We start from the raw sequence: 11962 nt of genomic DNA on the forward strand, positions 1-11962 counted from the left end.
GCGCCCCAGTCGTGAATGAGCAGCAGTATCTGTGTGAGCACTACCGCTTCAATGCGGAGCAGCGATTAAATGCATTCAATTTTTTCGTGGTCCTGTCCATGTTTGTTGATGGCGGCGTATTCACCGCAGTGGAAAAGAATTTCCACCCGCTGATTGTGATGCTGCTGGGCGGATTTGTGGTGATCGTCTCTGCGGTGTTCTGGGTCATGGATCTGCGCAGTCGTCAGTTGTTGAGTCTGGCGGTGCCCGGGCTTCGCGCCATGGAGCAGCAGTTACCGGAACAGGCGCGGGTGTTTACCCGTGACCTGAATTCCCACGGTCGCTTTATCCGCTATACCACCGCCATCCGCGCGCTGATTTTGGGGCAGCTCGCGTGCGGTACTGCGGTGGTATTTTACGGTCTGCTTTCGTATTTAAATTTTCTGTAATCACTTTCTCTCCCCGTCATTTTTCATCCCACCCGGATATTTTCCCTGTCGCTTCTATACTGAGTTTCCGAAACGCGGAGCAGGTTACGACAGGAGATTCCCATGCTGGACCATATTGGTCTGATCGTACACGACTACCAACGCAGCAAGGCATTTTACCAGTTTGCACTGGCGCCACTTGGCTACGAGCTGGTGATGGAGATGGGGGACTGGGCGGGGTTCGGTTGGGGCGGCAAGCCGCAGTTGCTGATCAAGGGGGGCTCCAGTACCGCGCCGCCGGTGCATATCGCGTTCAGTGCCGAAGACCGGGATACAGTTCAGTCATTTTTTGATATGGCGCTGCAGGCCGGCGGCAAGGACAATGGCGCCCCCGGGTTGCGCCCCGAATATCACGACAATTACTTCGCCGCCTATGTGCTTGACCCGGATGGGCACAATATCGAAGTGGTGTGCCACATTCCCGCGGATGCCTTTTAGCGTACCGCGGCGCCAGCATTTGAATGAATAGCGATAAATAACGAGGTTTGCATGTCTCTAGCTCTGATCCTGTCCTTTGCCGCCAACGGCGCTGTCGCTGCCGCGCAGTCACCGTCCGGTTCAGTCAATGAACAGGAGTCAGTGGAGGAAGTTACGGTCCTCGGTCGCCAGCTGAACCTGAATGGCAAGGCGATTTCCGCGTCGCAAGGGGAGGTGGGGCCGGCGGAGATCGGCGCCTGGCCGCTGATCCGCACCGGCGACCTGATGGAGTTTGTACCCGGTATGGTGGCTACCCAGCACTCCGGCAGCGGCAAGGCCAACCAGTATTTCCTGCGCGGTTTCAATCTGGATCACGGCACGGATTTCGCCACCTTTGTCGACGGTATGCCGGTGAACCTGCGCACCCACGGCCACGGTCAGGGCTACACCGATCTCAACTTCGTCATTCCGGAAACTGTCGAACGCCTGCGTTACCGCAAGGGGCCCTACTACGCGGAAGTGGGGGACTTTTCCTCCGCCGGTTCCGCCAGTTTTGTGCTGGCGGAAAAACTGGATAGCGGCCTTGCCGAACTGAGCCTCGGCGAGCACGGTTATCGCCGCGGTGTGGTGGCGGACTCGTCAGAATCCGGCGGCAGAGATCTGCTGTTCGCCGCCGAATGGCAGAGCTATGACGGCCCCTGGAGTGACGTCAGTGAGGACGTCAACAAGGTCAACCTGCTCGGCAAGCTATCCGCTGATGTTGTTGGCGGCCGCGCACAGCTCACATTCATGGGTTATGACAACCAGTGGAACTCCCCGGACCAGATTCCCGAGCGCGCCGTGGACCAGGGCATCATCGACGCCTACGGTTCCCTCGATACGAGCCTGGGCGGCGACACCCGTCGCTACAGTCTCTCCGGGGGCTGGACCGGTGCGCTGGCGGGCGGTGCGCTTGCCGCCAGCGCCTATGCCATCGATTACGACTTCAGCCTCTGGTCCGACTTCACTTACTTCCTGGATAACCCGGCCAGCGGCGATCAGTTCCAGCAGCGGGACGACCGCCGTATCTACGGATTCGAACTGGCACAGCAGTGGCAGCGGGAAGAAATTGGCTGGCAGCTGGGATTGCAGGGGCGCCGCGACGATATTGACCGCGTGGGCCTCTATCACACCGCCTCCCGCGAGGTACTGGGCACGGTGCGGGAAGACCGAGTGCTGGAAGACAGCCTGGGAGTCTTCGCGGTCAATCAGATCCAGTGGAGTGGCGCCCTGCGCAGTTATATTGGTCTGCGCTACGACCACTACGACTTCGATGTGGAGGCCGGGCTCGCCGCCAACAGTGGCCGTCGCAGCGACGGTAAATCCTCGCTCAAGGCCAGCCTCGCCTGGCAGCCCTGGCCGGTGTCCGAGTTCTATCTGAGCTATGGCCAGGGCCTGCACTCCAATGATGCCCGCGGCACTGTGATCAAGGTGGACCCGGTGTCTGCTGGGGCGGTGGATGCGGTGGACCCGCTGGTGGAATCCCGCGGGGTTGAGTTGGGTTCACGGCTGTTCGTGACCGACCAGCTGCACGCCACCCTGGCCCTGTGGCAGCTGGATCTGGATTCCGAACTGTTGTTTGTAGGTGATGCCGGCAATACCGAGGCCAGCCGTCCCAGCGAGCGACAGGGCGTGGAGGCGGGGCTCTACTGGTTTGCCTCTGAGCGCATCAGCGGCGAGCTGGAGGTGTCCTATACCGAGGCGAGCTTCGGGGATTTTGACCCGGCGGGGGATGAAATCCCCGGTGCCATTCCCCTGGTGGCCAGTGCCGCGCTCAACTATAGCGGTGACAACGGCTGGTTCGCCTCCGTGCACCTGCGTCACTTCAGCGCCTATCCCTTGATCGAGGACGCCAGCGTGGAGTCCGATGGCTCATCGCTGGTGAACCTGCGTCTGGGGCGGGATGTGCACAACTGGCGGCTGCAACTGGATCTGCTGAACGCCCTGGATTCCAGCGACCACGATGTGGACTATTTTTACGCGTCGCGCTTGCCCGGGGAGGGTGCCGATGGGGTAGAGGATATCCATTACCACACCTTCGAGCCGCGTACCCTGCGCGCCTCGTTGCGTTATCGCTTCTGAGGCGGTTTGAGGGAGGGCTCAGAGTGCGGTTGCCGGCCATTCAGCCTGCGCTGGTCTCACCGCCCTCGGCCATTTCCGCATCCAGCCGCGCCAGCAGCTGTTCCGCCCAGCCAATCCAGGCCTTCTCCGTCTCTATCCCCAGCAACAGTGGCTGGTGGGATATCCACAACTTCTGCTGTTGCTCCGGAGGGCGTTGGTAAAAGCGCGCGTTCTGCGCCTCGTAGGTGGCGAGTGTGGCGCGGTGCTCGTTGAGGTGGCGTTGCAGTTCCGCATGCATCTGCGCCGGGGGCAGATGGTGGCCGGCGAACACCTGGATCAGAAAGGGGTCGCGGATCTTCTGTGCTGCGGCGGGTTTCGCCGCCCAGGCTTCGAGGGCAGTGCGCCCGGCAGCCGTAAGGCTGTAAACTTTCTTGTCTGGACGACCGTCCTGCAATTCTTCCGCGCAATCCAGTAGTCCCTCACTGTGCAGCTTGTGCAGCTCCCGGTACATCTGCTGGTGGCTGGCACTCCAGAAGTGATTGACGCTGCGCTCGAAGCGGCGCTTCAGGTCATAGCCACTGCCGGGCTCGATATCCAGCAGGCTCAATACGGCGAATCTCAGTGACATGGTGTGGGCAATGGTGACTCTGGGATGGCGAGGATTGGCCGGCGCCGGGCTCGGGATGTGCGCATATGATGGCACAGTGCCCGCAGTGTACTGGCTCACTGGCCTGCTGGCACGGGATGCGTGGGACTTTGGGCTGAGCCCAATAGGATGGATTGGTCTCTAAATATTCCATAATGAGTTAGCCATCCTTCATTGTTTGAGTATTTAGGATGGTAATGGATTGGATAACAAAAAATTAATATACAGCCACTAGTATTTGCCGTGCCGACGGATATAATCGCCGGCGCCACCAAAAGTGGTTGAATAATGTGCAATTAGCATCTCAAACACAGTTCCGCGGCCGTTCGCCAAAAGCCCCACGCCGCCTATCGGGTCAGCAGTCACCATGTCGCCGCAATCTTTGTCTCAGGCCACCGAAGCCATCCCCGTCTCGCCGCCCGTTATGGTCCTGGAGGATGAGCAGCCGGTAGAGACGCCTCAGTCCACCAACACCCGGTTCAATGAGCAGCGCAACCGCCGCACCCGCTGGAACGAGTGGCTGCTGGATGTGTTTGCCATGAACAGCTTCTCCTGGGCGATCGCGATCCCCATCGAGCTGGTGTTGGCTGGCATGAGCTGGAGCGAGCACCTGAAGGTGCGTCTGCTGGCGGTGGTATTCAACACGCTGATCGCGCGTCCGTTCAGCCTCTACCGCAACTGGGTGGTGGGGCGTTTCGGCCGCGGCGGCGCCCTGCACAACTACGGCGTCGATACCTTTGTATTCCTCAGTTTCCAGCTGCCCCTGTATATCCTGAATATGTTGCTGGGGGGTGCTTCCAGTGGCGAGATCGCCACCGCCTGTATTACTTTCATGCTGATCGCCGGCGCTCTCGGCCGCCCCTACGGCATGTATCTCGACTGCCTGCGCCGCCTGTGGCTTAGTCGGCGGGTTGAGGCGGACAGCGCCGTGACCAGCTGAGGCCTGTGCCTGCGTGTAATGGCGCCACTCCTGACTTAGGTACTTCGAGTAACTAAAAAGGCGCCAACCATCTTTCGTCCATCGCCATCGGGATTTATGGCGTAAAATAGGCTTGTATGACCAGGGGCTTTGAGATAGAAACCATTTTTGGAACATGAGTCCCACGAATACAAACGATCTGTTCGTTACGCCGTAATGGACAGGACCAGGGGCCCCGGATAATTGCTGCTGACGCCACCAGGGCGCAGGTGAAAAAACACGGGGTTCGGGCCGGGTTGCAGGATTAACCCGAAATTTACCAGTGGTTACAAGGAACGTATGCCATGACCTACTGCCGTCCGGCGAGTAGTAGCTGTGCCAATGCCAGCTCAGACCAAGTTCACAACACCCATCCCCCGTTTGCCCGTGCGCAGCGGATCCTGACTGGCGGCCTACTGTCAGTATCGCCGCCACTGGCGTTTGCCTTCCCCGGCGAAGCCCTGCTGCTGGAACCCCGACTATCACTGATCTGGCTGCTGTTAGCTGGGGTTGTGGTGGTGGCAAGCGTGGTCGCGTGGCTGCGGGTGCGCGCTAAGCTGCAGGCTGTGGAAGATGCCGCTGCCGCCAAAGTCGCAGACCTGCAGGCGGAAAACGCCAAGCTTTTCCGCCAGGTACAGGCGCGGGTACAGGAATTGATGGAGCGCGACAAACGCCTCGAAGAGGCGCGGGTCTCCACGGAGCAGGCAGAGGAAGAGCAGCGGGATTTCCTCTCTCTCACCGGGCACCGAATGCGCAAACCCCTGGAAACCCTGGTCAGTACCCTCGGACTGCTGGCCCGCGGTGGCAATGAGGAAACCCGCCACCTGGCCGAGGCTGCCCTCGGTCAGTGCCGCAGTCTGCGCAGCAATATTGAAGAGATCCAGCGCGCCGGCCAGGCCATCCACGAGGCACCGGGGGCAATCCTGCCCCAGACATTGCTCGGCAGTGACGATTCCACACGCGAGCTGGAGATCCTGCTGGTGGAAAATGACGCACACTCCAGCCTGCGCCCGCGACTTGAGGCCTGCGGGCACAAGGTGCGCCGTGAAACCAACGGTGTGGACGGCGCCGAGGCTGCGCTCAAGGGCAACTTTGATCTGGTGCTGATCGACATACATCTACCGCTGATTGACGGCGTGGAAACGGCGAGCAAGATCCGCGGTGATTTCGCCAATGACAACCTGATCATGTTTGGCATGCTCGAGCAGGTAGGCAAGGGAGACAAGGAGCGCTACGCCGGACGTGGCCTCTCCGGTGTGCTGCCTTCCCAGCCCAGTGATAGCCAGTTGGCGCAACTACTGAGCTGGGTGGAACAGAAAACGCGTAGCATTACGCCCGCAAACGGCAAGTTCACTCGCGCCAACAAGGTGCTGAACCCCAGCACCCTGGAGCGCCAGCGCGATACCCTGGGGCATCTGGCCTTCGCCGAACTCTTGGGCGATCGTCTGGCCAATCTGCCGAAAAAGATTACCGTCTTGACCAGTGCTTTGACTGGCCGCCATTGGCTCGACGCCCAACACCAGGCCCAGGCTCTTGCTGCTGAAGCGGAGGGCGTGGGGCTGGAAGTGGTGGCCAGCCGTCTCAAGGCACTGGCGGCGCGACTCTCCATCGACAGCGAGCGAGAATATTGCCGACACCAGCGCACTGAGATATTGGGGCTGATGCGTACTTCTATCCAGCAGCTGAAATCCTGGCGGGAGAATAATGTACATACGGAGTGGGCTTTGAGGTAAACGCCGTGGCAGCCGCGACCGGGCGTGGCAGCATACGGTTATCGCCGAGGCAGATTGCGCCTACACTAAGCGCTCACTTTTATAATGGAACTCGTGCCCATGTCCGAGCAGTACCCTGCCCCGCAACAGCTCGAGCGCGAACGCGCCGGTCGTGATATCGCCACCCTGGTTTACCTGATCCAGGCGATCAGTCTTTTTACCGCGGTGCCTTTTTTCGTTGGGGTGATCATCAACTACGCCAAGCGCGGCGATGTACGCGGCACCCTGGCGGAGTCCCATTTCCGCTGGCAGATACGCACCTTCTGGTACAGCCTGCTATGGTTTGTGGTCGGGTGGGCCACCGTATGGATCCTGGTTGGTTTTGCGGTGTGGGGGATCAGCTGGGTGTGGATGGTATATCGTGTGATCCGTGGCTGGCTGACCCTCGCGGACAACCGCCCCGCTTATTCGTAAGCGAACAGACATTAACGAATTGATGTAACGCCGGAAAACGGTGAGAGAAAAGTAAGCGAAAATTTGATGAGAGAAATGTTGAGCGGCCAATTGGCCGCTCTTTTTTTGCCTTAAAAAATGCCCGGCACAAGCCGGGCATGCTGGGCAGGGTTAACGAAAGAAAATACGACGGCGACGCAGGACGCCGGCGATGCCGAGCATCAACAGCATCCACGTGGAGCTAGAGCCGCCTTTTTTCTTTTTCTTCTTGGGTTCTTGAACTTCAGGAGTTTCGGTAACGCCGGTTTCCACTTTGTTGATGGTCAAGTTGAAGGCCTGTGTGGCCGTATCACTCGGGGATACAGAATCTTTCACCACCAGGATGACTTCCTGCTCGCCGGAGAAATCGCCATCGGCATTGATGGTGACGGTACTGCCGGATTCGTGGCCGGAAACCTCGTAGCTAAAGCCTTCACCCTGCAGTTCGATAATGTTGCTGACGTTGTTTTCGTCGGCGTAATTCACCGTAAAGCTGGCTGACTCGCCTTGATCCATCACGATGTCATCCACAGGTGACAGCTGGATATTTCCGGTTACATCCAGAGTCAGTTCGATCACTTCGTTGTCGGAACCGACCAGACCGTTATTTAGCGCAATGTTGTGCACCGCACCTGCAGCCTGTTGCGATACATAGGCCTGGAAATTAACCGAAAATTTCGAAATCTCCGGGCCGGTGTAATCCATACAAACCACGGTTTCGTTGTCGATTTCACTGCTGATGTTATCGAAGGCAACACTCTCACCGCCGGAGATATCCACCGGCTGGTCGCCATCCACAATCATGCGTCCGATGTAGGATTTAAAGCCGATGGAGCCCTTGTCGTCCACGAGATTCAGGTTGTCGTACGCGAACATCATTTCGTACTCACCCGGCTCGTAGTCGATGTCGGTGCGCAGGAACATCTCGAAGTCCACCATGTGGCCCGGCGCGTTTTTGCGCTCGACGTTATCCCACTCCAGTACCAGCCACTTGCGGTCCCAGGTATAGGAGTTGGTCACACCGGCGTTGAGCTCGTGCTGGTTGTTGGTGCTGTCGAAGCGTGTCAGGGTCTGGTCGCCGACCCAGAACGGCGCGATCAGGTCTTCCGGCAATGGCATATAGCTCAGGCCTTCCGGGAGTTCCTGGTGGATCGACGGCAGACGACGATTGCCCCAGTAGACCGTGCCCGCGGGGCTGATCTTGATGGAGTCGTACTGCTTGGTGTTGAAGTACGGGAAGGTCACATTCTCATCGGTGGCCATCAGGTCCTTCAGCGAATACTCGAAGCCGCTGCTATAGGAACCTTCGACGCCTTCCAGGGTGCGCCAACCCAGCGGACGCAGGTCGAGGTAACCCGGGTAGGGGGAGCCCGCCGCTGTCAGTGAGCACATGCTGTCGTTTTTCGAAGTGGTGACCTTGTAGCTGCGCGCCACATCGCGAGTGGTTTCCTGAACACCGTCCAGCGCCAGGACATTGTTGTCCAGGGTCACTTCCGCCGGTGTACTGTGGCTGGCGACGACGGATTCCGGAATGATCTCAATGCCTTCCGGGAAGGCGACATCCAGTGCAAATGCCCGCGCTTCCGCTTCGTTGTTGGCAATGACGTTGATCGCGAAGTCGACGGTATCTCCGGCCTTGGCGGTGGGCTTGCTGGAAGTGAACGTCACATCGTCGTCGACCTGGGTAATGATCACCGGCACGAAACCGACATTGCCCGCGTCGTTGGCATTACTGCCAACATCAAAGCCGCCAAAGTAGTAATCGCCGATTTCCATCTCCGGCAGGTTGTAGCTCACATCGAGCTTGTACTCTTCAAAGCCGGAAACCTTGCTCGGCGCGGAAACGTTCAGATTGCCGTTGTCGTGGCCGACGACAGCGGTGACCAGCTGGATGTCCCGGCCCTCTTTTTCGCTGACGAGGTCGGATACCACTGTCCAGTAATTGCCCGGCAGCGGGTCATTGATGGTGCAGAAGTTGGCCGACAGGTAAGTCGTGGACATGCACAGCAGTTCGTCGTCGGAAGGCAGGCCGTCCCCGTTGCTGTCCATACCCATGAAGACCAGCGCGCGGTTGGTGTTTTCGCCAACCACATGCGCGGCAATCATCTTGCTGCCTTCTTCCACCGCAGTAAGGGTGACAAGTACATCTTCGGGATTATCGAATGGATCGGCACCGGTGGGGTCCGGGTACAGGAATTTACTCGTTACATCCCCTTTGACCAGGCCGAATGAATGCGAAGTAAAGTCGGTGATGTCGCCGGTTTTTACCGGACCCACGGAAACCCGACCGGAAGTGCGGTGCGCATCCACCTTCACGTAGCCTGGCAGGCCCGAGGTGTCTTTATAGGTCCACACCGGCAGTTCCAACACCGGGGAATTGCTGTTGGACGGGGTCAGTACCACCTGGCCCTGGTTGCCGGTGGGAGCGACGTAACTGACCGCTGAAGCAGTGTCTTTGTTGTGGCGGGCGGTGACGGTAATCGAAACTTCCTCACCTTTTTTCACGCTGAAGCTGGCCGGCTCTACGGTAATTTCAAACGTATCGGTGAAGGTTTCGGTGGACGCGGTCCAGTTGCCGTCTTCGGTCGCGGTGAAGGTGCGGACCCAGGAGCACTCCCTGTCGCAGGTGTTATCCACCATATACGCGGTATTCAGGCGCTTGGGGAATCCGCCCATGTTCGGATCGGCGGCGCCCATGTTCTCAATGGACTCATCCAGTAGCAGACCGGCCTTGTTGGCCTGATCGACGCGCATGCGGCCGGCGCCAGACTCCTGCAGCCCGGACATGTAGCCGTCGGATGCGTAGTTGTTCAGGAACATGGCCGATTCCAGATCGTTGGCGGCGGTCATGAGCAGCGCAGACTGGATCTGCATCGCACTCCAGTCCGGGTGCGACTGGCGCAGCAGCGCCGCGGCGCCGGCGACATGCGGGCTGGCCATGGAGGTGCCGGACATGGTCTGCCAGTCGGACGTGCGCGGGCTGTTGGTGAACGGCTGATCGTCGGAGGACGCCGCATAGATATCCACACCCGGTGCGGCAACATCGACAAACAGAGTATCGATGCCGAACCAGGAGGGGCCGCGGCTGGAGAACCAGGCGAGGTATTGCCCGTCTATGTTTTCTTCCTGGGCCGCCGCCGGGGTAATGGTGGCGGAGTGACCGCTGCCGGAAGACATCCACTTGACCAGCTCCAAGCCATCCGCGTTTTTGATATGAATGGCCGGAATGGTGTAGGAAACGAGGGGAAGTTCGTAGGTGTCCTGGTAGGAAGCCTGGCTGTACACCACGATGCCTTCCGCACCGCCCTTGGCCACGTTCACGCCCTTGTTGTACAGCGGCTTGGAGCTGCGCTTACACACGACGATGACATTCTGCTGGCTTTCGTCGATGTCGGTAGTGAGGGGGTCGTCCGCTAGGTCAAAAAAGCCTTCCGGATACTCCTTGTCACAATTTGCCTGGAAGGAGCTGAGAGGCTCGTTGGGGTTGGTGAAGTCGGCGGCATTGACCAGTACCCCGCTCAGTTCTTCAAAAGTGACGGCGCGCCCGGTGATGGCTTGCGGAGGCGTGGTGTCGCCACCGGCCATGTCTCTCAGTTCTTTATCCGAATAGCCCACCGCGGATTGGGCGGTGTGCGCGGCGACCGTGGTCAGCCAGGGCGAAGAGTGGTCTGCGGAATAGTACTCGGGGCCATTGTTACCTGCGGCCACCGCGATGAAGACGCCACTCTTGGCGGTGTTGTAGAACGCCTGCTCGATGGGGTCCATCCATGGGTCTTCTTCCAGGCCGCCGATGGAAAAGTTGATCACGTCGACATTGTCGATGGCCGCCTGCTCGATGGCCGCAACCAGTGTGCTCATTGGGCATCCGGCATACGGGTCGCCGGAACCGCCCGGCCAGCACACCTGGTAGGAAATGATATTCGCGTGTGGCGCCATACCGGAAATCTGGTCGAACACCAGATTGGTTTCGATACCGCTGGACTGTACGTCGCTGCTGGTGATCTTGTACGGCACATTGTGCAGGATATTACCGGCGGCGGTGCTGGCCACGTGAGAGCCGTGGCTGTTGTAGTCCTCACCCACCGGCGGGCGGGATTCTTCGTACACCGGATCGCTGAAGGTGTCGGTAATTTCCGGGTAAGAGTAAACGCCGATCAGTTTATCGTTACACATCTCCGGGTGGTCGACACAGTCGCCGAGGAACTGATCACCCAGCGGGTTGGTGTGTACGTAACCGTCGCCGCCCACTTCGGCAAAAGAGGGATGGTCGGTATTTACACCGGTGTCGATGATACCGACGACCACGCCTTCACCCTTGTTTTCGCCGGTGCCCGCGGCGCCGTTTGCCCACACGGCGTGGCCGCCGGTCTGCTCGATGGTATTGAAGGTCTGCAGCTGCTTGATGGTGTTGCGGGTAATGCGCTTGACGCCGGGAACCTTGGCGAGGCGCTTGGCCTCATCCTGGGTCATCTCGGTGGTGAAACCGTTCAGGGCGACGGTAAACGCGTTTTTGACCGGAACAGAGAGGCCCTGTTGGGTCATCGCATTGTTCAATACCTTCGCGCGCGCCTGTTCCAGATGCGAGCGATAGCTGGCGATCTCCGGCTGATTCAGGTTGAGCGGACCGCGCTGGTTGCGCGCAGCCTGTACCAGAGTGCGAGTGGCGGGTTGTCCCGCGATGCCACCCTCGTAGGCAGAGATCGGCGCTTCCTCGAGCTGCACGATGTAGGTTTGCTTACCGGTGATATTGCGCTCTTCGCTGAAAACGCGGTGCTGCTTTTTCACCTGTTGGTTGGTCTGCTGATCCCAATCGTATTGTTTTAATGGCTGGACAGTTTTCTGCTGATTGGGTGCTGCCCACTTCGCCAGGTTTTCCGTAGCGAAATCTGACTGGGTGGCACCTACCGTGGCGCTGATACATAGCGCCGAGGCAACGGCGATAGCCATTTTCTTCTTGTGAAACATTGATTGTCCAACCTCTGAATTACTTTGCGTGACCAATCGGGCATGCGGTTTTTATTGCATGTTTTGATTTTTAGGATTAACGAACTGAAGTGTCTTTTTGTCAGTCGCTAACCCCTATTTAACGATTACCCACCTCATCTTTCTTCCGTCTGATACAAGTCGTAACAAACGGTTGTTTTTTGAACGTCGGGGATTGCGGTGCGAG

Annotated in this window: 8 protein-coding genes; 6 read left to right on the forward strand and 2 right to left on the reverse strand. The window is 58.8% G+C overall.

Annotation, left to right across the window (positions count from 1 at the left end; all coding sequences use genetic code 11):
* Window positions 1–11 precede the first annotated feature (11 nt).
* The 3 genes from R5R33_RS11120 (at window position 12) to R5R33_RS11130 (ending at window position 3005) form a co-directional block, all read left to right on the forward strand.
* Complete coding sequence (locus R5R33_RS11120; RefSeq protein WP_318952770.1) at window positions 12–428, forward strand: RipA family octameric membrane protein; 417 nt, start codon at window positions 12–14, stop codon at window positions 426–428.
* 102 nt (window positions 429–530) lie between these two features.
* On the forward strand, window positions 531–905 hold the full coding sequence (locus tag R5R33_RS11125; protein WP_318952771.1) for a VOC family protein: 375 nt from the start codon (window positions 531–533) through the stop codon (window positions 903–905).
* A gap of 51 nt (window positions 906–956) precedes the next feature.
* The gene (locus tag R5R33_RS11130) at window positions 957–3005 is read left to right on the forward strand and encodes a TonB-dependent receptor (RefSeq protein WP_318952772.1); all 2049 of its coding nucleotides are present in this window, start codon (window positions 957–959) and stop codon (window positions 3003–3005) included.
* Between the two features lie 40 nt (window positions 3006–3045).
* On the opposite strand, the gene R5R33_RS11135 is transcribed toward R5R33_RS11130, so the two are convergent.
* On the reverse strand, window positions 3046–3612 hold the full coding sequence (locus R5R33_RS11135; protein ID WP_318952773.1) for a PadR family transcriptional regulator: 567 nt from the start codon (window positions 3610–3612) through the stop codon (window positions 3046–3048).
* Window positions 3613–3997: 385 nt separating this feature from the next.
* Between R5R33_RS11135 and alaE the strand changes: the two genes are divergently transcribed.
* The 3 genes from alaE to R5R33_RS11150 all read left to right on the forward strand — a co-directional run bounded on the left by alaE (window position 3998) and on the right by R5R33_RS11150 (window position 6774).
* Complete coding sequence (gene alaE, locus R5R33_RS11140) at window positions 3998–4570, forward strand: L-alanine exporter AlaE (RefSeq protein WP_318952774.1); 573 nt, start codon at window positions 3998–4000, stop codon at window positions 4568–4570.
* A gap of 323 nt (window positions 4571–4893) precedes the next feature.
* Complete coding sequence (locus tag R5R33_RS11145) at window positions 4894–6321, forward strand: ATP-binding response regulator (protein ID WP_318952775.1); 1428 nt, start codon at window positions 4894–4896, stop codon at window positions 6319–6321.
* Window positions 6322–6420: 99 nt separating this feature from the next.
* The gene (locus R5R33_RS11150; protein ID WP_318952776.1) at window positions 6421–6774 is read left to right on the forward strand and encodes a DUF4870 family protein; all 354 of its coding nucleotides are present in this window, start codon (window positions 6421–6423) and stop codon (window positions 6772–6774) included.
* Between the two features lie 150 nt (window positions 6775–6924).
* Here R5R33_RS11150 and R5R33_RS11155 read toward each other — a convergent pair whose 3' ends face one another.
* A complete protein-coding gene (locus tag R5R33_RS11155) occupies window positions 6925–11757 on the reverse strand; it encodes a S8 family serine peptidase (protein WP_318952777.1) in 4833 nt (1610 codons plus the stop codon).
* Window positions 11758–11962: the final 205 nt, after the last annotated feature.

The organism is Microbulbifer pacificus (assembly GCF_033723955.1).
In the GTDB taxonomy this organism is placed as follows: domain Bacteria; phylum Pseudomonadota; class Gammaproteobacteria; order Pseudomonadales; family Cellvibrionaceae; genus Microbulbifer; species Microbulbifer pacificus.

Coding starts and splice junctions, on each gene's coding strand:
- R5R33_RS11145 (WP_318952775.1), top strand. CDS start 4,894: ATGACCTACTGCCGTCCGGCGAGTAGTAGCTGTGCCAATGCCAGCTCA.
- alaE (WP_318952774.1), top strand. CDS start 3,998: ATGTCGCCGCAATCTTTGTCTCAGGCCACCGAAGCCATCCCCGTCTCG.
- R5R33_RS11130 (WP_318952772.1), top strand. CDS start 957: ATGTCTCTAGCTCTGATCCTGTCCTTTGCCGCCAACGGCGCTGTCGCT.
- R5R33_RS11150 (WP_318952776.1), top strand. CDS start 6,421: ATGTCCGAGCAGTACCCTGCCCCGCAACAGCTCGAGCGCGAACGCGCC.
- R5R33_RS11155 (WP_318952777.1), bottom strand. CDS start 11,757: ATGTTTCACAAGAAGAAAATGGCTATCGCCGTTGCCTCGGCGCTATGT.
- R5R33_RS11135 (WP_318952773.1), bottom strand. CDS start 3,612: ATGTCACTGAGATTCGCCGTATTGAGCCTGCTGGATATCGAGCCCGGC.
- R5R33_RS11125 (WP_318952771.1), top strand. CDS start 531: ATGCTGGACCATATTGGTCTGATCGTACACGACTACCAACGCAGCAAG.